Below are 22,367 nucleotides of genomic sequence, written 5' to 3' on the forward strand. Positions count from 1 at the left end.
GAGCGCCGCCCTCCCCGGCGGCGGATGGTTACCGCCCTTCGGCGGAAGATTTCCCGCGTTGCAGCACAACGGCGAGCACGATGATAACCCCCTGGATGGCCCCGTTCAGATAGGGCGACACGAGGTCGGCAAGGTTCAGGATATTGTCGATGAGGCTGAGGATCAGCACGCCCACCACCGTGCCCCAGACCCGGCCATAGCCGCCCTTCAGCGCGGTGCCACCGATGATGACGGCGGCGATGGCCTCAAGTTCCCACAGAAGCCCGGTGGAGCCGGAGGCAGAGCCAAGGCGCGGGACGTAAAGGATGGTCGCTAGGCCGACCAGCACGCCAAGCGCGACATAGGTCATCAACTGCACCCGTTCGACCTTCACCGCCGAATAGCGCGCCACGCGGTCGTTCGATCCGATGGCCTCGCAATAGCGGCCGAAACGGGTGTGGCGCATGGCAAGTTCGCCCAGCACGGCCACCACGGCGAAGACCAGAATGGGCCATGTGATGCCGAAAATACCGCCGTAGTAGACCGGGCGATAGAATTGCCGCGCCTCGAAATCGAGGCTGAGCGTGCCGCCGTCGGCAATCCAGGTCACGAGGCTGCGGAAGATGCCCATGGTGCCCAGCGTGACGATGAAAGGCTCGATCCCGGCACGGGTGATCAGCAAGCCATTCGCCAGCGCCGCCAGAAGCCCGACGCCAAGCGCAACAGCCATACCCGCCAGCACGAGCGGCACGCCAATCCCCAGCGTGGGCAGCATGGCGTTCATCGCAAGGATCATCATGCCCGCGATGAAAGCCGCCATCGACCCGACCGACAGGTCCAGCCCGCCCGAGGTGATGACGAAGGTCATACCCACCGCGATCATGCCGATGAAGGCGGACCGCGCCAGCACATTGGTAATATTGCCCGCCGACAGGAAGTTGGCGTTCAGAAAGGTCCCCAGCACCACCAGAAGGATCAGCGCCGCCAGTGGCCCGAGGGTTGAAAGCGAAAGATTACGCATCGGCTGTGGCCTCTTCGGTTGTGCCCATGACCAGCCGCACCACGGCGGTTTCGGTAATCGCATCGCCCTGCAGCTCACCCGCCACCCGGCCCTGCCGCATCACCAGAACGCGGTCGGAGAGGCCGAGGATTTCCGGCATGTCAGAGGAGATGACGATGACGCTCAGCCCGTCGCGGGCGAGGCGGTCGATGAAATGATAGATCTGGCTCTTGGTGCCGATGTCGATACCGCGCGTGGGCTCGTCGATGATGACGATCTGCGGATCGGGCAGCATGGTCTTGGCCAGCAACAGCTTCTGCTGGTTGCCGCCCGACAGGTTGCCCACCGCCATGTCGCGGCGCGGGGTGCGTATGTCGAAATCCTCAATGGCACGGGTCAGCGCGGTTTCCTCGGCGGGCCGCGAGATCATCAGGCGGCCAAAGCGGCCCAGCGTCGAAAGCGTCAGGTTCTCGCGCAGGGATTTATCGAGTAGCAAGCCCAGTTCCTTGCGATCCTCGGTCAGATAGGCAAGGCCATGCGCAGCCGCATCGGCAGTGGAATGCAGCGTGATCGCTTGGCCCTCGCGGCGCAGGCTGCCACGGTGCGTGCGCAGGCCCACCAGCCCTTCGGCCAGTTCAGTACGCCCCGATCCCACAAGGCCGGAAATCCCCAGCACCTCGCCCCGCCGCAGGGTGAAGCTGACATCCTGCACCACCGGCGGGACGCTGAAACCCTGCACCTCCAGCACCACGGGGCCGAAACTGTCGCGCCGGGGCGGGAAGATGTCTTTGAGATCGCGCCCGACCATGGCAGTGGCCATGCCGTCCTCTGTCAGCTCGCCGCGCAGCGCCTGCCGCACCACGGCGCCGTCGCGCAGAACGGTGATGCGGTCGGCCAGATGGCGCACCTCGTCCAGTCTGTGCGAGGTGTAAAGCAGCGCGACGCCACTGGCGCGCAAGCGGTCGATCTGACGGAACAGCACCTCGACCTCGCGGTGGGTCAGCACGGCCGAGGGTTCATCCATGATCAGGACGCGCGCCTTGCGCCCCAGCGCCTTGGCGATCTCGACCATCTGGCGATCCGAGACCGCCAGATCGCGAATGCGGGCATCCGGGCTGACCCGGCAATCCAGTTGATCCAGCAGCGCCTGCGTCTCGCGCCGCATCGCGCGGTGGTCCAGCAGGAACCGTCCCGGCTCGCGTCCCAGGAACACATTCTGTGCCACCGTCAGATCGGGGGCGAGGTTGAATTCCTGATGGATGACGACGACGCCCGCCGCCTCGGCCTCCGCTCCGCTGCGATAGGGCGCGGGCTGGCCGTCCAGCAGCACCTGACCGGAGGTCGACGTCAGGAAGCCACCGAGGATCTTCATGATGGTCGATTTGCCGGCGCCGTTTTCGCCTATCAGCGCATGAACCTCGCCGGGACGCAGCGCGAAGTCGATGCCATGCAGCACCTCGATCGGGCCGAAGCTCTTGTGCACATCCTGAAGCGCCAGCGCCGGGGTCATGGCGCGACCCAGGCCGCGTTGCGTTTCGCCGATTGCACGCAGGCCGCGACGAAGCGCATACCGGAAATCCCGTCCGAGAGGCCGGGGAACAGCACGCCCTCGGGAAGCGCTTCGCCCGCCTCATGCGCCCGGATCGCACGCGCGGCCTCGGTATAGATATTGGCGAAACCCTCCAGATAGCCTTCGGGGTGACCGGGCGGCACGCGGGAGACCCGCTGCGCCTCGGGCAGCGCCCCGGCACCATTGCGGGTCAGCAGGCGTTTGGGTTCGCCGAAGGGCGTGAACCACAGGCGGTTGGGGTTCTCCTGCTCCCATTCCAGCCCGCCTTTGGCGCCATAAACCCGCAACCGCAACCCGTTCTCGTTCCCCGGCGCCACCTGACTGGCCCAAAGCATCCCCTTCGCCCCGCCGGGATAGCGCAGCATCACATGGGCATTGTCATCCAGCGCCCGCCCCGGCACGAAGCTGGACAGATCGGCGGCCAGCGCTTCCGGCTCCATCCCCGTCACGAAAGCTGCGAGATTCCAGGCATGCGTGCCGATGTCCCCCAGCGCACCGCCAAGGCCGGACCTTAGCGGATCGGTGCGCCAGTCGGCCTGTTTGCTGGCCACCGCCTCGGTCAGCCAGTCCTGCGCATATTCCACCTGAACCAGCCGCAACGCGCCCAGATCGCCCGCCGCGATCATTGCACGGGCCTGCCGGATCAGCGGATAGCCGGTGTAGTTATGGGTCAGGATGAACAGCGCCTTCGAGGCTTCGGCTACCTTGGCGAGCCGCTTCGCCTCGGCCATGGTCGCGGTCAGCGGCTTGTCACAGATCACATGGATGCCGCGCTTTAGGAACTCGATGGCCGGCCCCGCGTGCATGTGGTTCGGCGTGACAATGGCCACCGCCTGAATGCCGTCCTTGCGTCGCGCCTCGCGCGCCGCCATCTGGCGGTAATCGTCATAGCTGCGCGCCAGCCCAAGCTCCGCCGCCGAAGCCGCCGCCCGCGCGGGATCGGAAGACAGCGCCCCCGCCACCAGCGCATATTGGCCATCGAGCCGCGCCGCTATGCGGTGCACCCCGCCGATGAAAGCCCCCTGCCCGCCGCCCACCATGCCCAGCCGGATCGGCTCCATCGCCTCAGCCCCCCAGCCCGAGCATGCGGCGATTGGCGGCGCGGTCGGTGCCCGCATCCGCGAAATCGTCGAACGCCTTTTCGGTGATGCGGATGATATGGGCCTGCACGAATTCGGCACCTTCCCGCGCGCCATCCTCGGGGTGTTTCAGGCAACATTCCCATTCGACGACCGCCCAGCCATCGAACCCGTATTGCGTGAGCTTCGAAAAGACGCCGCCGAAATCCACCTGCCCGTCGCCAAGGCTGCGGAAACGCCCGGCGCGGTTGACCCAGGATTGATAGCCGCCATAGACCCCCTGCCGCCCGGTCGGGTTCAGCTCGGCGTCCTTGACGTGGAACATGCGGATACGGTCGTGATAGATGTCGATGTGTTCCAGATAGTCGAGATGCTGGAGCACATGATGCGACGGGTCATACAGCATGCAGGCCCGCGTGTGATTTCCGGTGCGTTCCAGAAACATCTCGTAGCTGATGCCGTCGTGCAGATCCTCGCCGGGGTGGATTTCATAGCAAAGATCCACGCCGCAGTCCTCGGCATGGTCGAGCAGCGGGCGCCAGCGGCGGGCAAGCTCGTCAAAGGCTTCCTCGATCAGCCCGGCGGGGCGCTGCGGCCAGGGGTAGATATAGGGCCAGGCCAGCGCACCCGAGAAGGTGGCCATCGCCCCAAGCCCCAGACGGCGCGAGGCGGTCAGCGCCTTCTTCACCTGATCCTGCGCCCATTCCGCCCGCGCCGCCGGATTGTCGCGCACGGCGGGCACTGCGAAGCCGTCGAAGGCCACATCATAGGCCGGATGCACCGCAACCAACTGGCCTTGCAGATGGGTGGAAAGCTCGGTGATCGAGAGACCCGCCTCGGCGGCGATGCCCTTCACCTCGTCGCAATAGTCCTGCGAGGCGGCGGCGCGGTCCAGATCAAACAGCCGGGCGTCCCATGTCGGGATCTGCACCCCCCTGTAACCACAATCGGCAGCCCAGCGGGTAATCTCGGCGAAACTGTTGAACGGCGCCGCGTCCCCCGCGAATTGCGCAAGGAACAGGCCGGGGCCTTTGATCGTCCGCATCAGCTCCTCCCAAAACTGGTGACGGGACCGATTATGTAATCGGTTACATCAACGATAGACATGCGATGTAATCGTTTGCAATATGATTCTTGCACATCTGAACGGATTGAGCCCGCCGCAGCCCCGGCGTATGAAAGGCCATGAAGCACGACCGCCCCAAGATCAGCGACGTTGCCCGCCTTGCCGGGGTTTCCACCGCCACGGTCAGCCGGGCGTTGTCGACCCCCGAGCGGGTCAGCGAGGACACCCGCGCCGCCGTGCAACAGGCGGTGGAGGCGACGGGATACCGGCTGAACCTCGCCGCGCGCAATCTGCGCCACCGGCGAACGGGCGGCATCGTGGCGCTGGTGCCGAACCTCGCCAACCCGTTCTTTTCGCAGATCCTGTCCGGCATCGCCTCGGTCCTTGGCCCGGCCGGTTACAACCTGCTGATTGCCGATACCCGCACCGCTGACGCGCAAACCCTGCTGGATTACGCCGAACCCAGCCGGGCCGACGGGCTGATCATTCTTGACGGCACGCTGCCCGCCGCCGCGCTGCAAGGGCGCGTGCCGGTGGTCGAGGCCTGCGAATGGGTGCCCGGCCTGCCCGCGCCGCGCGTGAAGATCGACAATCGCGCTGCGGCGGGACTGGCCGTAGATCATCTGGCCGATCTGGGCCATTGCCGCATCGGCCATGTCGCCGGGCCACGCGGCAACGTGCTGACCGAGGCGCGGCTGTCCGGCACGGTCGAGGCTCTGGCGGCGCGCGGCCTGCCCTTCCCCGAGGACTATCTTTATCCTGGCGATTTCTCGCTGGATTCCGGGCGCGCGGCAGCGCGCATCTGGCTGGATCAACCCGCCGCCACCCGCCCGACCGCAGTATTCTTCGCCTCCGACGCCATGGCCTGCGGTTTCATCGGCGAGGTGCAGCGCCACGGGCTGCGCGTGCCGGGCGACCTGTCGGTGGTGGGCTTTGACGATATCGAACTGGTCGCCCATATCTCGCCACCACTGACCACGATCCGCCAGCCCCGAACCGAGATCGGCCGCGCCGCAGCCGAACGCATGCTGGCCTGCCTGAAAGGCGAGGCCCGCGATGCCGATACCGTGCTGCCGGTCGAGCTGATCCTGCGCGCCAGCACCGGCCCCGCCCCGGCCTGACCGTTTCCCCGGCCCTTCAGGACGCGATTGCCCGGAACGCCTGTTCGCCCTCGATCACGAAGCGCAGCATCCGGTCCGAAGCCGCAACCGCGTCGCGGGCCTGAAATGCGGCCAGCAGATCACGTTGCCCCTCGACAATGATGCGGTTGGTTGCATCGTCACGCATCGTGGTCAGCCGGACGGTCTGCACCTGCACCAGGTAACGGCGGATGGTGTCGACCAGCACCCGGTTCGGCACGATGTCGAGCCAGCGGTTACGGTAAACCTCGCAGGCGTGGAAGAACAGCGGCACGTCGCCCGACACCAGCGAGCCCTGCGTCTGCGCGACCGCATGCGTCAGATCGGCCAGCACCTCGGACGTCATCGCCTGCGCGGCCATGGCGGCAGCACGGGGGTCCAGCATGCGGCGCAGCTCGAACACCTCCAGCACCTCGGCGCGGCTGAGGTTCGGCAGCGTGAAGCCACGCGTTGTCGGCACCAGATAGCCCTCGGCAGCCAGCCGCATCAGCGCATCGCGCGCAGGCATCCGCGACACCCCCAGTTCAGTCGCAATGACGGTGTCGATCAGCCGATCCTCCCAGCCGACCTCGCCGCGCTGGATACGCGTCATCAGCACGTCATAGATCCGATCACGATGACTTTGTCTGGACATTTGCATACTCTTTGGAAGCCGATTGACTGTATAAAAACTGAATTTCATCAATATATAAAGGGTATTATTATATCTTGGCGACATTTTGAATCCGAAATATTTCTTGAAAAGTATACAGTTTATGGCACCATTCCCTGCAGAATCGGGCCGATGAGAGACCCGAAGTCCAACAGGGAGGTTCCCATGAAAATGACCCGCCGCACCGGCATCGTCGCCGGTCTGATGCTTGGCCTGAGCTTGTCGACCGCCGCTTTCGCGCAGGATGCGCTGCGCGTTGGCGCCTATCCGGCCAACCCGCCATGGGAAAACAAGACCGAGGCGGGCACATTCGAGGGGTTCGAGGTCGATATCGTCAACGAAATCGCCAGGCGCATGGGCACCACCGCCAATATCGACGGCATGGATTTCAAGGCGCTGTTCGTCGCCTCTGCCTCGGGCCGGGTGGATATGGTGATTTCCTCGCTGACCATCACCAATGAACGGCTGGAAAGCCAGTCTTTCACTCAGCCCTATTTCCAGGGCGCGCTGGGGATCGGCGTCAAGGACGGGTCCGACATCGCGTCGGTCGAGGGGCTGAAGGGCAAGGTTGTGGGGTCGGTTGCCACCTCCTTCCCCGAAAACTGGCTGAAAGAACGCGAAGCCGAAATCGGTTATGCCGAATACAAAAGCTATGACACCACTTCGAACATGCTGACCGATCTGCTGAACGGGCGGATTGACGCGGCGGTGAACGATGTGGTCGGCCTGCGCTATGCCTTCACCCAGATGAAGGGCCTGACCGTGGGGGCAGAGATCGCCACGGGCGAGAAATTCGCCATGATGATGCCGAAGGGTTCGGACAAGCTGGAACAAGTGAACCAGATCCTGTCCGACATGAAGTCGGATGGCACCATGGCGGCGATCTATGAGAAATGGATGGGCGTCGCCCCGGCGGCGGACAGCTATACTGTGACGCCGATGCCGGTGCCGACCTCGGCCGACTGAGATGCAGGATATCGCACATCTGGCCTCGGTGCGCGTGGAGGCGCCTTCTGATTTCACCTTCGGCCATCTGGCAGATGGGCGAAAGCTGGGCCGTTGGGCACTGGGGTCGATGGATTTGCAGCCGGAGGCCGAACCCGGCCTCTGGCGCGGGGTATCGCTCTTCGACGGGTCGGAGGCGGCGGTGGAAATCCGACCGCATCCCGATCTGGGGCTGATCGACTTTCACCTTGGCGCGGCGGGTGCGCGGGCGCCGCGGGTCTCTATCCGCGTGACGCCCGGGCCTGATTGGGGGTTGCCTGCGGGCGCCTGCCTCGTCGCGATGACGACCTGGCGCGCAGGCTGGATGGATGACGACCGCTGGATGCGCACCCGCAAGACGCATGAGCTTGAGGTGCTACTGTTCAAAGCGCAGATCGAAACCGACTGGCACGCGGCATGACCCCGGCGGACTGGCGGCAACGATTTCGCGCGGGCGAGGTGCGGCAGACGGCGGCGCTGTGTCCGGGCTGGACACAGGCCAATCTGGCGCTGATCCCCGCCGCCTTCGCCGATGATTTCGAGGCGTTTCTGCACGCCAATCCTGCCGCCTGCCCCTTGCTGGCGCGTGGAAGTGCGGGCGATCCGGCGCTGCCGGATCTGGGCGACATCGACCTGCGCCACGACCTGCCGCTTTACCGGACGTTCCGCGACGGGCAGCCAACCGGCACCCTGCCCGACATCGCCGCGCATTGGCGCGACGATCTGGTGCCCTTCGCCATCGGCTGTTCGCTGAGTTTCGAAGCCGATCTGGTGGCGGCAGGCGTTACCCTGCGCTGCCATGCTCCGGGGCGAAGCTGTTCCGCCTTTGATACTGCGCTGCCCAACCGGGCGGCTGGGTTGTTCGGCGGCAATCTGGTGGTGACGATGCGGGCGGTCGCGGCGGATCAGGTCGCGCTGGCGACCGAGGTCACACGCAACCATCCCCAGGCGCATGGCGCGCCCGTCCATACCGGCGATCCGGCGGTGATCGGGGTCGACCTGTCACGCCCGATCGACGGGCTGGGGCTGACCGACGTTCGGTCCGGCGAAGTCGCGGTGTTCTGGGCCTGCGGCGTGACGATGGAACGCGCCATCGCCTCCGCCCGGCTGCCCTTCGCCATCACCCATGCACCGGGGCACATGCTGATCACCGACCTTCCCGCCCAGCCGCATGGAGCGAGCGCATGGACGCCGTAGACATCTTCTTCAACGCCGATGTGATGCGACGCGCTTTCCCGATCCTGTTGCGCGGACTGGGAATGACGCTGGCGCTTGGTGTCACCGCCATCGTGATGGGCACGGCGCTGGGGGTCGGCATCGCGCTGATGCGGCTTTATGCGCCGAAACCGCTGCGGCTGTTCGCGGTGCTGTATACCGATCTCATGCGCGCCATGCCGGTTCTGGTGGTGCTCATCCTGATCTATTACGCCCTGCCCTTCGCGGGGGTCGTGCTGTCCTCCTTCGCCGCCGCCGCCATCGCGCTGTCGCTGGTGCTGGGCGCCTATACGGCAGAGGTGATGCGGGCGGGCATTCAGGCGGTCCCGAAGGGTCAGTTCGAGGCCGCAGCAGCGCTTGGCATCCATTTCTGGCTGGCCATGCGCAAGGTCGTGCTGCCGCAGGCCATGCGCATCGTGATCCCGCCGCATGCCTCGAACTGCGTGAGCATCATCAAGGACACCTCGCTTGCGTCGGTGGTGGCAATGACCGACCTGCTGAAACAGGCCACCGATGCGCAGGCCCTGTTCGCCAATCCCACGCCCCTGATCGGCGCCGCGCTGATCTATGTGGCGATCCTCTGGCCGCTGGTGCGGCTGACCGGCTGGCTGGAGCAACGCTTCCAGCGCGCCTATCAACGGTAAGACCTATGCAAGACAGCTATTTCCTTTATCACTCCATCGGCCAGTATCCCGGCAAGGCCGAGGATCTGGCCCACGCCATGGCCGAATTTGCAGCCGTCTGGGCAGCGCCGGATGACGCGCAATGGGGCTACCTGCTGGGCAAACGCGCGGGCTTCATCGAACACTGGCGCGGCATCATCGGCGCCCCGGAAGGCAGCCTGACCACCTGCGAAAATGTCACGCAGGGCCTGCACATGCTGATGACCGCGCTGCCGCCCGAGCGGCTGTCCGGCAAGCGGGTGCTGGTGGCGGCAGATTGCTTTCCGTCGAACCACTTCCTCCTGACGAAATTGCAGGACCGGCTGGGGTTCACACTGGAAACCGTGCCGATGCGGCAGGGTGCCGCCTGGGTGGAGCCCGAGGATTTCCTTGCGCATTGGGGGCCGGATGTGGCTGTAGCGCTGCTGACATGGGTCACCTCAACCACCTCGCACCGGATCGACCTGCCCGCGATGGTGGCGCATGGCCGGACTATGGGCAGCCTGATCGGGGTGGACATTACACAGGGCGCGGGGCTGCTGCCCTTCGACGTCGCCGATCCGGCGGTGGATTTCACCATCTCGACCAGCCTGAAATGGATGTGCGGCACGCCCGGCGCGGGCATCCTGCATGTGGCGCCGGATCTGATCAGCCAGTGTCAGCCCGAGCTGCGCGGCTGGTTCAGCCAGCCCGACCCGTTCAACTGGGCGCTGGACCGCTTCGCCTATGCCCCCGACATCCGCCGCTTTGACAACGGCACGCCGGGCTGCATGGCGGCCATCGCCTCGCTGCCCGCGCTGGACTGGCATGCCGCGCAGGATCGCGCGGCACTGCTGGCACAGAACCGGCGGCAGACCGCGCGGATCATCGCCGCCGCGGATGAGATGGGGCTGGACCTGATCACCCCGCGCGCGGAAACCGCACGCGGCGGCTCGGTCATGTTGCGGCTGCCCGACAGCCACCCGGCCCCAGAGATCGTAGCGGCGCTGCGTTCGGCAGGTATTGCCACCGACGGGCGCGGGCAGATTCTGCGCACCTCGCCCGGTCCCGTCACCACCGATGACGGGGTGCAAACGTTGGTCACGGCGCTGCGCCACCTGCTGCACTCCTGATGCGAAAAAGGGCGCCACTGGCGCCCCCTTCCATCATTCTGCCGGAACGCGCGCCAGCTTTGGTTCGTCGTGATGGTGATGTTCCTTCACCGGCCGCATCAGCATGTTGGCAATGAAGGCAATCACCAGCAGCGCCGCCATCGCATACATCGTCGTGTTGTAAAGGCTTGGCGTCGGGTCAATGGTGCCCGCGGGTGCAATCTCCATCAGCCGGGCGATAGTCACCGTCTTGGCGGCGACAAGGCTGTCTAGCTGATCGAGCGGCGCCCCGAACTTTTCGGAAAAGGCCGCCGGATCGACGCGCGAGGCCAGATCCCGGATTGCGCTGCCCACCGACATGTCGCGCAGGCTGGTGATGGCCAGCGGCCCCAGCACCCCGGCGGTGGACCAGGCGGTAAGGATGCGGCCATGGATGCCGCCGACATGCATCGTCCCGAACAGATCCGCGATATAGGCCGGGATGGTGGCGAAGCCGCCGCCATACATGGTGAAGATAACCATGGTGGCGATGTAGAACCCTACCAGATAGAACATCGACGGGCTGGCGCTTCCGGTGCTGGCGAAATAGGGGATCGACAGATACAGCAGCGTCCCCAGCAGGAAGAAGATCATATAGGCCGGTTTGCGCCCGATATAATCCGAGGTCGAGGCCCAGAAGAACCGCCCCAGCATGTTGAAGACCGAGATCATCAGCACATAGGTCGAGGCGAAGGCGGCGGTGACGACCAGCGGCATGGTGGTGCCGAAGATTTCCGACATCATGGTCTTGGCGACGCCGATCACACCGATCCCGGCGGTCACGTTGAAGCAGAGCATGATCCAGAGCTGCCAGAACTGCGGGGTTTTCAGCGCCTGATTGATGTCAACATTGGCAGAGGTGATGAGGCCATTGGCGGCGGCGGGTTTCGGCTGCCAGCCGGCGGGCTTCCAGCCCGGTGCGGGCACGCGATAAAGGAACGCCGCCACGATCATCACGACGAAATAGCCGATGCCAAGCGCAAGGAAGGTGGCCGCCGCGCCGGTATTGCCGGTGCCCACGGCGTAAACACCCGCCTCGCCGCCGCCCGGCAGTGCCGCCGCCTGCGCGGCGGAGGCCACCACAACCTCGACCTTGCCTGCTGCGGTTTCCGCGAATTGCCGGCCGCCTTCGGTAACGAGCGTCACCGTCTCCTGCGCACCCAGAAACTCAGGCGCCTTGGCGAAAGTCTGCATCAGCCAGCCCTTCAGCGGCGTGGCAATGATAGCCCCGCCACCAAAGCCCATGATCGCAAGCCCCGTCGCCATGCCGCGCCGGTCGGGGAACCAGCGGATCAGGGTAGACACCGGCGAGACATAGCCAAGCCCCAGCCCGCAGCCGCCGATCACGCCATAGCCAAGATACACAAGCCAGAGCTGATGGGTGGCAATCCCGACCGAGCCGATGACAAATCCACCGCCCCAGCAGATCGCCGCGACCACGCCCACCATGCGGGGGCCCACTTCTTCCAGCCACCGCCCTGCAAAAGCGGCGGAAAGACCAAGAAACACGATCGCGACCGAGAAGATCCAGACCACCGAGGCCAGCGACCAGTCGTCAGCCGCCGGGGCCACGACACCAAGCTGCTTGGTCAGCGCCGGATTGAACACCGACCATGCGTAGACCGATCCGATGCACAGATGAATGGCGATGGAAGCCGGTGGCACCAGCCAGCGGTTGAAGCCGGGCTTGGCGACGATGTGGTCTTTCCGCAAGAAGCCGAAAGCGCCGCCTGACTTGACGTTGCTCATGGGTTTTCCCTCCCTTTTTAGCGGGGGATGACGCGCCGGCCCCTCCTGCCTTGCGCCTCTCCCGATCTGGCATGCGACAGCATGCCGCTTCAGCCTTGCGAGGGAATCATTTGCAGGTCAACAAAATTTATTAATAATTTCAATGAGTTAAGTTGTCATTTTGGCTGAAATGATTTCTCTGATCCGCCAAAACAGGGACATTCTGTCCGCAACGGTGCAGGCCCTGCGCTGAATGTGGGACATTTTGTCCATTTACGGACTTTCCACGACCGGCAGGCGGATCACGAAGCGGCTGCCCTTTCCCGGCGCCGAGCGGACCCCGATCCGCCCTCCGGCGCGGGTGATCAGCGTCTGGCTGATCGACAGACCCAGCCCGGTGCCTTGCGCCTGCTTGGTGGTGAAGAACGGGTCGAAGATGCGGCGCTGGATCTCTGCACTCATCCCGGTGCCGCTATCGGCCACGCCGATCTCGACCCTGCCCTGCCGCAGCGCCACAGACAGGGACAGCACGCCACCGCCCGGCATGGCGTGAACGGCGTTGAGGATCAGGTTGACGACCACTTGCTGAAGTTCGGTCCGTTCCATGAACACCTGCGCCTCCGTTGCCAGATCGGTGCGGATTTCGATGCCTGCCCCCTCGATCTGACGACGGGTCAACACCAGACAGTCCCGCACCACCTGCGCGGGCGAGATGATGTTGGCCGCGCCGGAATATTCGCCGGGCCGCGCGAATTGCAGCAGCTTCGAGACGATGGTACCGATGCGGTAAACCTGATCGTCGATCAGGTCGAATTCGGTCTTTACCGGCGCCGCGCCTTCGCCCAGCACCATGCGCGCCACATCCAGATTGCCCTGGATGACCGCGATGGGATTGTTGATCTCATGCGCGACGCCTGCCGTGATCTCGCCCACTGCGGCAAGCTTTTCCGACATGATCAGCCGTTCGGTCGTGCGTTCCAGCCTCCGGTTGGCGTCGCGCAGGTCACGGGTGCGTTCTTCGACTTTCTGGTTCAGTTGCTCGTTCCAGTCGCGCAACTGGCGATCACGCTCCTGCACAGTATCCAGCAACCCGTCGAGGTGATCGGCCACGCGCGAGATTTCGTCATCCCCGGCGCCGATCCGGTTACGGGCATCCATCTCGCCCGCCTCGACCCGTGCGATAGTCTGGCCCATCCGCTCCAGCGGCAGGAAGATGCGCCCCGCCCATCGCAGGAAGATCGGCACCGACAGCGCGGCGATGGCCAGGAACACCAGCGTGGCAATCAGGTAAGAGCGGGTTTTCTCGGCCCGGAACGGCGCTTCCAGAAAGCCGACATACAGCATCCCGATCCGCGCACCGTGGCTGTCGATGATCGGCTCATAGGCCGAGATATACCAGTCGTTCACCACGAAGGCGCTGTCGAGCCATGTCTGCCCCTCACCCAGAACCCGCGCGCGCACCGCCTGCGAAACACGGGTACCAAGGGCCCGGACATTCTCGAACAGGCGCACATTGGTCGAGATGCGCACATCGTCAAGAAACAGCGTCGCGGTGCCCTGGCTGCCCTCGGGCAGGCTGCGCGACTGGTAGACCAGTGCGTTGATCGTGTCGATGAAATCGAGGTTACGGTTCAGAAGCAACCCACCCACCAGCGCCGCCGCACGGCCGTCGGGCAGGCGCAGCGGCGCTGCGGAATGGATGATCATGCCACGATCCTCGGTCAGCCGGTCGGTCGGCGCGGCATTGGGAGTGGCCACCAGCGGCACCGCCGCCCGTGCCGCCAAGCCGGGGGTCAAAGCCTCCATCGCGGCAGGTGACAGGATATCCACCGCCGCCTTGCCCTGCCCTTGCAGCGCGGCGCCGATCACCGGCCAATCGGCAGGCAAAAAACCGGCCGGGGCGTCAGTACCATCGGTCACATACAGGAAATCCAGCCCCAGCGTCTGCTTCTGCACCGCAATCAGTGCCGTCAGATCGTCCGGCCGCTGAAGCGCCCGTTCCATCGCCACCGATTGCGCCAGCGCATCCAGCCTTTCGCCCGAAAGCTCCAGCAGGCGCGCAAGATACTGGTCGGCAATGGTCAGGTCGCCATTCACCTTGACGATCAGCAAATCGTCCACCTTGCCCGACCAGCGCTGCATCGTGGCGCCAAGCAGAAGCGGCAGCAGCACCAGCATGGGCAACAGCGCAATCAGCAGCAGCCGCACCCGGACCGAGCGCAGGAGCCGCGCCACTAAAGCCCCCAGCCCGCGCATTTGCGGTCAATCGTCTTGCGCGAAATGCCCAGACGCCGCGCCGCCTCGCTGCGGTTGCCGCCGGTCAGATCCAGCGCGCGCAGGATCAGGCGGCGTTCCACCGCATCCAGAGGCTCGATGGCCTCGGCCTGCCGCTGTGGCGGAGCCAGCGTTTCCAGCGGAAACCGCCCGAAGATCAGGGCGCGTTCGATGAAATTGCGCAACTCGCGGATATTCCCGGGCCAGTCATGCCGCAACAGGGCCGCGCGGGTCGTGCTGTCCATCTCCAGCGGGGCAAGGCTCTGACGTTGCGCGATCTCGGTCAGGAACAGATCCGCAAGGTCAATCACGTCGGTTTCACGATGGCGCAGCGGTGGCATGTCGATCTGAAGCACATTGATGCGGAAAAACAGATCCTGCCGGAAGCGCCCCGCTGCCACTTCGGGTTCCAGCGGGCGGCTGGAGGCGAGGACGAAACGCAGGTCCAGCGCCAGATCCCGCGCCGCCCCCAGCGGACGGATCCGGCCATCCTCCACCACCCGCAGCAGCGCCGATTGTGCGGCGGGGCTGAGTTCGGCGACCTCGTCCAGAAAAACCGTGCCTCCTTGCGCCGAAGGCAGAAAACCCTCGCGCCCTTCGGGAATGCCGGGCAAAGCACCGGCGATATGGCCGAACAGTTCCGCCTCGATCCGGTCGGACGGAATTGCGGCGCAGTTGATCGGCACGAAGGGCCGGTCGGCGCGGTCGGAGATCCCGTGCAGATGCCGCGCTGCGACTTCCTTGCCGGTACCCGATGCCCCGGTGATCAGAAGCGGCGTGGTCACTCCCGCCACCCGTGCCAGCATGTCCCGCACCGCGGCGACGCTGGCGGAACTGCCGATCAGCCGGTTGCGCCGCCCCGGCCCGGTATCGCCGCTGGCCAGCTCATGCCGCAGAAGCAGATTCTCACGCCGCAGTTGCGCCATCTGCAAGGCCCGCCGCACGGCGTTCAGCAACTGGTTCGACCGGAAGGGTTTCAGCACGAAGTCCGACGCGCCCGCCCGCAGCGCCTCGATGGCGGTTTCCAGATCGGCGTAGGCGGTGATCATGATGGTTTCGGCAAAGCCGCCGCGACGGCGCTGTTCGGCCAGCCAATCCAGCCCTTTCAGGCCGGGCATGATATTGTCGAGGATCACGATGTCGAAATTGCCGCGATCCAGCTGGGCATCGGCCTCGGCCGTGGTGCCCGCGACCTCGACCGCCTGACAGAAGGGCGCCAGCGTCTTCATCAGGAAGTTGCGCATCCCGGCTTCGTCATCCACCACCAGAACGCGGGCACGCGACAGAAGCCGCGTCAGCGCCGCATCCTCGATGGCCACGGGTGGCATGGTCATGTCGGCGTCTCCCCTCGCTGCGACGGGGCGAGCCTAGCGGGCAATCGGCGCGAGGTCGAGAACCCGGCTTGAGGGCGGTCCCCGCGCACCTTAGGCTGCGGGAATGAACCCGCTCGCACCGCTTGCCGAAACGACAGATCTGCACCAGTTGCGTGCGCCCTGGGCGCCCGCGCTTTGCGTGGTCTTTGCACGACATGCCAGCGGCCAGCCCGGCACCGGAACCGGACCTTCCGCCGGGAGCGCCCGCCTGCGCGCGCTGGGGGAGGTGGCAGAGGGCCTGTCATTGGGACCGGAGGCGCATCCTGAACCCGTACCCGCGCGGGATGCCACGGGCAGGATCGTGCTGGAAGATGCCCGCGCCCTGCCGGGGCCAGAGGGGCTGGGCAGCGAAGGGGCGGCGGCGCAGGACAGCGACGCGGCGGCCCGGCTGGCGGCTTTCTGCGAAGCGGCCGAACGCGCGGCGCTGGCGCTGTGGTGGCAGGGCAAACTGCCCGGCCACGCCTGCGCCGAGCCGCCCGAACTCGCCGCCTACCGCGCGGGCCATACGGGACGGCGGGTACTGTGTCTGGCCTTGCCCTTTCTTCCGGGTCTGTCTGTACGGCTGATGCTGGGCGACGACGGCACGGGCGGGCAGATCGCGCTTGGCAGCGCCGCCTCTCCCGATCCGGCCCGCGCCGCCGAGGCCGCCACGCGCGAGATGTTGCAGGCCGAACTGGCCTGGCTCGCCCCGGCGCATCACCCCGATACACCCTTCCGCGACCATGTGCAGACCGCACTGGCTCCGCGTCTGCCCGCGTTGCATACAGCGCAGGCTGCCGCACCGGAACCGGCAGGCGGATCGCTGGAAAAGCTTCTTGGCGATCTCGTTACAACTTATGGATTTTCTGACCTGACATCACCACAACTCCGGGTACCTGTCTGGCGCTTTGTCTGTCCGGCCTGGCCCCGCTCCCGCCCGTTGCTTGCCCCCGCTGACTGACGTTACGCTGACGCATCGCGCGACATATTCCCCGTGACAAGGGAGAAACCGATGCCGAATCCACCCGGAGGGACCAGCCCTTACATGGCATGGCGTATGCTGAAAGCGGCGGCACAACTGCCGCCGCCTGCCCTGCCCGCGGGGCGGCGCAGTTTCGGCTGTCCGAAGATGGCAGAGTCCGCATCGCTCTATTGCGGTGGGCAATCGCTGCTGGGGTCGGTGCGCGACCTGCCGGATCTGGCGGCGCGGCTGGTCAAACCCGTGCAGGCCGGTGCCGAAGGCGAGATGCCTGCGGGGTATACCTACCTCGGGCAACTGCTGGCCCATGACCTGTGCACGCCGACGGAAGGTGAATTCGATTATGCGCTGTCCGACCCCGCGCCAGAGCTTACCCGCACAACGGTGACACAGGCCGAGCGGACCCAGCCGCTGCATCTGGAAAGCCTGTTCGGCCCGGTTTCCGCCGATCTGTCCCTGCCCGAATTGCACAGGTTTCCCCCGGCACCGCTGTTCTATCCGTATTTCGCCGCCGACATCACGCGCCGGAAACCTGCAAGCGGCCTTGGCCGGACGCTGGGCGCGCTGCCTGATACGCGCAATGACGACAACCCGATGATCGCACAGCTTTCGGCGCTGTTCATCGCCCATGCCGGGGCGGTGACCACCCGGCTTGCCGCACGCGGTCATTCGCCTGCCGACAGCCTGCGCGGGGCCAAGACCGCCACGGTTCGGATGTGGCACGGGCTGTTGCTGCGCGATCTGCTGCCGCGCCTCGCCCTGCCCGCGCTGGCCGATACGCCTGCCGACCTGGGACCGCCCGGCGCCGCCGATATCCCGGTTGAAGTGATGGCGGCCATCCTGCGCGCAGGACACTGGCTGGTGCGCAGCCAGTACAGGCTGAACGTCAACACCGTTCCCGTGCGCCTGTTGCTGCGTGGCGATCCCGATATCGCCGCCCTGCGCGCCCGGCCGGGGGCAGAGAATTTCTGGCGCATCGACTGGCGCAATTTCTTTGATCTCGATCTGCTCTCACCACCGCAAAAGGCCATGCGGATGGAAGGCGGGCTGGCGGCCATGTTCGGCAGTGATTTCGGCCTGCCGGATGCGATGGAGATTCACTCCTCGCTTGTCACCAGCGACAACGATCTGGCGTTGCGCGATCTGGCCCGCAGCACCGATGGCGGCCTGCAATCCGTGTCAAGCCTCGCCACCCGGTTGGCCCCTGCCCTGCGGAGCCGCTTTCCCGACTGGCTGCTGTGGGATGGCCCCGCACGGGCAAAGCTGATCAGCGACTGGTGCAACGCCTGCGGGCATCTGGCGCCACCGCATCTGGCTGCCGATCCGCCGCTATATCTTTACACGCTGCTTGAGGCCGGTCGCGGGCCCGCCACGCAGGGCTTTGGCGACGGTCTGCGACTGGGCGCGCTGGGGTCGGCACTTCTGTGGGGGGCGATCCGCGCGGCGGTTGAAACTGCCGAAGCCGCCCTGCCAGACGCCCCCGTCGACCCTGACATGCCGGATATCCCCGACATGCCCAGCCTGATACGATTTCTGACCCTCAACAGCGGAGTGTGACAATGACCACCGGAAGCCCGGCCCAGCCGGATGTGAAATACAATACCATCGACTTTGAAACCGTCGGCGCCTTCATGATTGCCATGACGCGGCAGCCCGCGGCGAACTACCCGACAACGGTCGAGGCATTCTGCAATCTGCTGGCGAATTATGCCCGCAAATTCGCCGCGCAGCTCGCCGAGGGAGAGGGCAGCCTCGCCCGTTCGCCCGACATCGTGACCGAAACGGTCAAGTCGCCGCTGTTCGCCGCCTATTTCAAACCGCTGGACGGGGACACCTCCGATGATCCGCTGGGGCATTGGGTTGTCGACGGGGTGCTTGAGGTCCAGCATGTCCACAAAGCCGCGACGATGAGCCTGTTCCAGAACACCGCCGACCATGTGAATATCCGCCTGCCCGAAAAGAACAACATCGCCGCCAAGGAGGATCTGGCGCTCCAGCACCAGGCTGAGGGCAGCAGGTTCCAGAACCTGACCTATCTGGACGATTACTTTGCGGGCAAGACAACCGCGATGCAGTTCGTCTGGGGCAATGTGGGCGATTATACCACGCGATCCTGCCGCTGACCGGCGATCTGCCACAGGGCCTCGCCGATGCGGTCCAGCCCGTAGGCTGACCGCATCGACGTCGCCGCCAGAAACCACGACAGCGGATCTGGCGCACCTGCGCCCTGCCAGCGGCCGGAAATATCGGTGCTGAAACGGTGCCAGAACCCGGCCGCCCGCGCCATATCCCCCGCCATCACGGCGGCGGCGCAGCCATAGGCATAGGTAAAGGGAATGGCCCCGGCGGCCCGGTCGGCCAGATCCATCGCTGTGGCATAATCGCCCGACAACAGCGCGACCGGCGTCCGATAGCCCATCGACACCCGGCACACCCCGGCATCAAGCGCCGAAGCCGCCTCGGCCAGACGGGTCGCGCGGGTCACCTGCCCGGTCAGCGCCATCATTTCCGAAGCCGCCGACAGGCGGCGCGGATTGCTTTGCGACAGGTCGGCCACCACATTCGCGGCCTCGGCCGCAGCGTCGACGTGATCCAGCAGGATCGAGCTCCAGCCGAAGGCAAGCCAGGCATCGCCACGGTCGGGCGCCTCGGCGGTGCAGGCCCGCCCGATTTCCAGCGCCTCGGGTACACCGGCATGAACCGGACCCGAGCCCGGAAAGATCAGTTCGCGGCTGTTGAGCAATTCGGCCAGCCCGATACGCGCGCGCAGCCCCAGATCGCCGCCGGAGGAAACCGAGCGCAGCAGCGCCTCCGCCCGCCGGTCCGCATCGGAAGACCAGTCGCGCATCAGCCAGCCCGCGCGCATCAGCTTGCGATAATCGGCAAGCTGGGCGTCGGACAGGCCTTCCAGCCCGCTGATGTAATGCGACTCCAGCTTGCCGGTCAGGCGCATGGCGATACGCTGCACCGCGAAACCCGAGTTGCGCACCCAGTCGCCGCGCCGGATATGCAGCGGCCATGACCAGATAATCGCGCCGGTGGACAGATCCTTCAGCGACAGGATCAGCCGCATTTCCTCCAGCCCCGGCGACAGTGAACCACGCAGTTCGTAATTGCCGGGGCGGGCGGGCAGTTGCATTCCGGGGCTGGTTTCGATGGTCACCCAGTCTTCGACCGCATAAAGCGCCGATCCCAGTTCGGCCTGCACCGCAGCCACCAGAATCTGTTCGTCATCAGGCAGCGCGGACAAGGCGAAGGACTGGACGAAAATCGTGATCCGTTCGTCATCAAGCTGCGCCGGCAAGGGCGCAGCCGAACCGGAAAGCTTGAGCGAAATCGCAAGCGCCTGGGTTTCCTCGGCGGGTTCCAGATCGAATTCCTCGTCCAGAAGCGTCCAGAGCTTGCGATAATGTTCCATCGCAGCAGCGTTATTACCCGCCGCGATATCCAGACGCATCAGCGCCCGCGTCGCCTCTTCATCCTGAGGTTCCAGCTCGCGCAGGCGCTCGGCCAGCAGACGCGCGCCGGTTTTTTCGCCAGCCGCGTGCAGACGGGAGCGCAGCTGCGCTGAAAGATACGCCAGATAGGCTGCCTTGCGTTCGGTCAGGAAGCCATCGAACTCCGGGTCCAGCCCCCACAGATCGGCGGCGAAGCGGATGTCGGCATCGGCAAGCGACCGCGCCGCAAGCGGTGCTGTATCCCCCGCGTCGAAAGCCGCCAAAGCCTGCGATATGTCACACGGCGCGCCCGCGAACCGTGCCCGCACCGCCAGACGGTCAGCCTCGAACAGCGAAATCCCCGCACAGTCGCGTGCCAGCACATGCAGGGTATTGCGCAGAGAACCACGAGCCTTTTCCGCACCGGAATCGGACCACAAAAGATCAGCCAGCCGGTCGCGCGCGATACCGCTTTCGCCGGTCAGGCTGAACCATGCGAGAATAGCCTTCTGCTTCTGCCCCTTTACGGGCAGTTCCTGCCCGTCGACCGACAAGCAAAATCTGTCAAGGATGCGGAAGTAGGTGCACCCGGCCATCTTCGATACATCCCCAGAAATCGAAGTCTGATTCTAGGGATAGCCGTGTGCGGTGCGGGCGTAAACCCGTGGCAGATGCGGATCGGCCAAAGACGACATTCCGGGTTGCCCCGCCACCTGCCGTCATTGACCGATCCGCACCGATACAGTGGCCCTGAGGGGATCGTCAGGCCACCGCATACTGAAGCGCCGCACTGCGCGCATTTTCTTCGTCAAGCCGGGCTTTCGCCTCGCGGGCAATCGCCACGAAGCCATCGACCTCGCTGGTTCCGTGATCGGCGAGAAGCTTCAGCCGCCACAGCGCATCGGCGCTTCCCGGCGTCAGCGGCTCGGTCAGGTTGAGCAGCGCGCCCCGCGACAGCATGTCGGCCGTCAGCCGCCGCGCGCAGGCCAGCCGCCCGAGCCTGACGGTCACGACCGCGCCCGGCGCACCGGTGACCTCAAACCCTGCGTCCTCCAGCCCGGTGCGCAGCCTTTCGATGTTCTGCATCAGCCGGTTGCGCCGTTCGGCGCCTTCCTCGCTGTCCACGATTTCCAGCGCGGCCAGCACCACCGCTGCCTGAAGGGGCGATATCGCATTGCTGCATCCCTGCACCGAACTGCCCACCCGCATGGCAAGCCGCAGGGCCGGATGGTTGGAGGCGACAAACCCGCCATTCGCGGCGAAAGTCTTGGAGAAGCTGCCGGTGAGGATGTCGATACCGCCAAGGATGCCCTGCATCTCGCAGACACCACGCCCTGTGGCGCCAAGCGCACCCAGGTCATTGGCCACATCCACCAGCAGCGTCGCCGCATAGCGACGGCAAAGCTGCTGCAATTCGGGCAGGCTGGCGCTGCCCGGTTCCATGGCGAACAGCGCCTCGGTCACAACGATGATGCCGGCCTGCGGGTCTTCATCCCGCAGTCGTTCCAGCCGGCGGACCAGCGCCTCGGTCGAGCCGTGCTGGATCTGATGCACGGTTGCACCGGAAGCGGCGGCGCCGTCCTGAAGACATTCCCGGGCATGGGCGTCCACCAGCACATGATCGCCCGGTCGCACCAGCGCGCGAATGGCGCCGAAACCGGCGGTCCAGCCGCTTGGAAACACGATGGCCTGTGCCATGCCGACGAAAGCGGCAATCCGCTCTTCCAGCGAGGTGGTCAGCGTGGTCAGCCCCATCTGGACCGCAGTGCCCGCCGAATGGACCCCGTAGCGCCGTGCCGCCGCCGAAGCCGCCGCAAGGATCTTGGGATGCGAGGCGAGGCTCAGGAAATCCTGCGAGGCCATATTTATTCCCGCCAGCCCGCGCCCTGCCCGATCACGCGCCACCACGCGCGGGCCGATGCGGCAGGCATTGGCCTTGCATGTGGCATCAAGCCCAGATTTCAGCCGCTCGTCATACCATTCCGTCATCGGCTGCCAGCGATCCATCAGCGAGACGCATCCGGCATCGAACTGGTCCATCGCCGTGGCGCTGGCAACTTCAGTGCTGTCGAGAGTGCAGGTCATCGTTCGGTCCTCGGCGATGCGGCAACAGCCGCGGTG

The 22,367-nt window shown here is 65.6% G+C and carries 19 protein-coding genes; 9 read left to right on the plus strand and 10 right to left on the minus strand.

What is annotated here, in order from left to right; genetic code table 11:
- Window positions 1-28: 28 nt before the first annotated feature.
- Genes IE126_RS09675 through IE126_RS09690 form a run of 4 tightly spaced genes read right to left on the minus strand, consistent with a single transcriptional unit; the run spans window position 29 to window position 4,673 of the window.
- Window positions 29-1,000 carry an ABC transporter permease gene (locus IE126_RS09675; protein ID WP_189380830.1) on the minus strand — a complete coding sequence of 324 codons (972 nt, stop codon included), beginning with the start codon at window positions 998-1,000 and terminating at the stop codon, window positions 29-31.
- The gene (locus IE126_RS09680; RefSeq protein WP_189380831.1) at window positions 993-2,489 is read right to left on the minus strand and encodes a sugar ABC transporter ATP-binding protein; all 1,497 of its coding nucleotides are present in this window, start codon (window positions 2,487-2,489) and stop codon (window positions 993-995) included. Before IE126_RS09680 ends, IE126_RS09675 begins: the two co-directional genes overlap by 8 nt.
- Window positions 2,486-3,610, minus strand: a complete 1,125-nt coding sequence (locus IE126_RS09685) for a Gfo/Idh/MocA family protein (RefSeq protein ID WP_199750675.1) — start codon at window positions 3,608-3,610, stop codon at window positions 2,486-2,488. The genes IE126_RS09680 and IE126_RS09685 overlap by 4 nt, the downstream gene beginning before the upstream one ends.
- Window positions 3,611-3,614: 4 nt before the next feature.
- Window positions 3,615-4,673, minus strand: a complete 1,059-nt coding sequence (locus IE126_RS09690; protein ID WP_189380832.1) for a sugar phosphate isomerase/epimerase family protein — start codon at window positions 4,671-4,673, stop codon at window positions 3,615-3,617.
- A gap of 140 nt (window positions 4,674-4,813) precedes the next feature.
- Here IE126_RS09690 and IE126_RS09695 point away from each other — a divergent pair, with 140 nt between their 5' ends.
- Window positions 4,814-5,815 carry a LacI family DNA-binding transcriptional regulator gene (locus tag IE126_RS09695; RefSeq protein ID WP_189380833.1) on the plus strand — a complete coding sequence of 334 codons (1,002 nt, stop codon included), beginning with the start codon at window positions 4,814-4,816 and terminating at the stop codon, window positions 5,813-5,815.
- Between the two features lie 16 nt (window positions 5,816-5,831).
- On the opposite strand, the gene IE126_RS09700 is transcribed toward IE126_RS09695, so the two are convergent.
- Complete coding sequence (locus IE126_RS09700; RefSeq protein ID WP_211317730.1) at window positions 5,832-6,467, minus strand: GntR family transcriptional regulator; 636 nt, start codon at window positions 6,465-6,467, stop codon at window positions 5,832-5,834.
- A gap of 183 nt (window positions 6,468-6,650) precedes the next feature.
- Here IE126_RS09700 and IE126_RS09705 point away from each other — a divergent pair, with 183 nt between their 5' ends.
- Genes IE126_RS09705 through IE126_RS09725 form a run of 5 tightly spaced genes read left to right on the plus strand, consistent with a single transcriptional unit; the run spans window position 6,651 to window position 10,458 of the window.
- A complete protein-coding gene (locus tag IE126_RS09705; protein ID WP_189380834.1) occupies window positions 6,651-7,451 on the plus strand; it encodes an ABC transporter substrate-binding protein in 801 nt (266 codons plus the stop codon).
- Between the two features lies 1 nt (window position 7,452).
- The gene (locus IE126_RS09710; RefSeq protein WP_189380835.1) at window positions 7,453-7,890 is read left to right on the plus strand and encodes a hypothetical protein; all 438 of its coding nucleotides are present in this window, start codon (window positions 7,453-7,455) and stop codon (window positions 7,888-7,890) included.
- Window positions 7,887-8,666 carry a D-glutamate cyclase family protein gene (locus tag IE126_RS09715; RefSeq protein WP_189380836.1) on the plus strand — a complete coding sequence of 260 codons (780 nt, stop codon included), beginning with the start codon at window positions 7,887-7,889 and terminating at the stop codon, window positions 8,664-8,666. Before IE126_RS09710 ends, IE126_RS09715 begins: the two co-directional genes overlap by 4 nt.
- Window positions 8,654-9,328 (plus strand): amino acid ABC transporter permease, encoded by a 675-nt coding sequence (locus IE126_RS09720; protein ID WP_054301286.1) that lies wholly within the window; start codon window positions 8,654-8,656, stop codon window positions 9,326-9,328. The genes IE126_RS09715 and IE126_RS09720 overlap by 13 nt, the downstream gene beginning before the upstream one ends.
- Before the next feature lie 5 nt (window positions 9,329-9,333).
- Entirely contained in the window at window positions 9,334-10,458 is a 1,125-nt protein-coding gene (locus IE126_RS09725) for an aminotransferase class V-fold PLP-dependent enzyme (protein ID WP_189380837.1), read from the plus strand.
- A 33-nt stretch (window positions 10,459-10,491) separates the two neighbouring features.
- Here IE126_RS09725 and IE126_RS09730 read toward each other — a convergent pair whose 3' ends face one another.
- The 3 genes from IE126_RS09730 to IE126_RS09740 form a co-directional block, all read right to left on the minus strand.
- Window positions 10,492-12,225 carry an OFA family MFS transporter gene (locus IE126_RS09730; RefSeq protein WP_189380838.1) on the minus strand — a complete coding sequence of 578 codons (1,734 nt, stop codon included), beginning with the start codon at window positions 12,223-12,225 and terminating at the stop codon, window positions 10,492-10,494.
- Between the two features lie 252 nt (window positions 12,226-12,477).
- Complete coding sequence (locus tag IE126_RS09735; protein ID WP_229825391.1) at window positions 12,478-14,382, minus strand: sensor histidine kinase; 1,905 nt, start codon at window positions 14,380-14,382, stop codon at window positions 12,478-12,480.
- Window positions 14,383-14,438: 56 nt separating this feature from the next.
- A complete protein-coding gene (locus tag IE126_RS09740; protein WP_229825371.1) occupies window positions 14,439-15,812 on the minus strand; it encodes a sigma-54-dependent transcriptional regulator in 1,374 nt (457 codons plus the stop codon).
- A 103-nt stretch (window positions 15,813-15,915) separates the two neighbouring features.
- Between IE126_RS09740 and IE126_RS09745 the strand changes: the two genes are divergently transcribed.
- Genes IE126_RS09745 through IE126_RS09755 form a run of 3 tightly spaced genes read left to right on the plus strand, consistent with a single transcriptional unit; the run spans window position 15,916 to window position 18,932 of the window.
- Window positions 15,916-16,791: a YcaO-like family protein gene (locus tag IE126_RS09745; protein WP_108129146.1), complete on the plus strand. Its 876-nt coding sequence runs from the start codon at window positions 15,916-15,918 to the stop codon at window positions 16,789-16,791.
- A 51-nt stretch (window positions 16,792-16,842) separates the two neighbouring features.
- Window positions 16,843-18,366 carry a peroxidase family protein gene (locus IE126_RS09750; protein ID WP_189380840.1) on the plus strand — a complete coding sequence of 508 codons (1,524 nt, stop codon included), beginning with the start codon at window positions 16,843-16,845 and terminating at the stop codon, window positions 18,364-18,366.
- A gap of 2 nt (window positions 18,367-18,368) precedes the next feature.
- Window positions 18,369-18,932 (plus strand): hypothetical protein, encoded by a 564-nt coding sequence (locus tag IE126_RS09755; RefSeq protein ID WP_054303030.1) that lies wholly within the window; start codon window positions 18,369-18,371, stop codon window positions 18,930-18,932.
- Here the strand turns inward: IE126_RS09755 and IE126_RS09760 are convergent.
- Together IE126_RS09760 and IE126_RS09765 are read right to left on the minus strand one after the other, a co-directional pair.
- Window positions 18,908-20,842: an AfsR/SARP family transcriptional regulator gene (locus IE126_RS09760; protein ID WP_189380841.1), complete on the minus strand. Its 1,935-nt coding sequence runs from the start codon at window positions 20,840-20,842 to the stop codon at window positions 18,908-18,910. The two genes, IE126_RS09755 and IE126_RS09760, sit on opposite strands and share 25 nt — an antisense overlap.
- Window positions 20,843-21,008: 166 nt before the next feature.
- Window positions 21,009-22,331, minus strand: a complete 1,323-nt coding sequence (locus IE126_RS09765) for an aminotransferase class I/II-fold pyridoxal phosphate-dependent enzyme (protein WP_054303028.1) — start codon at window positions 22,329-22,331, stop codon at window positions 21,009-21,011.
- Window positions 22,332-22,367 lie beyond the last annotated feature (36 nt).

Origin of the sequence: Gemmobacter nanjingensis (assembly GCF_014652195.1) — a bacterium.
Taxonomy (GTDB): domain Bacteria; phylum Pseudomonadota; class Alphaproteobacteria; order Rhodobacterales; family Rhodobacteraceae; genus Gemmobacter; species Gemmobacter caeni.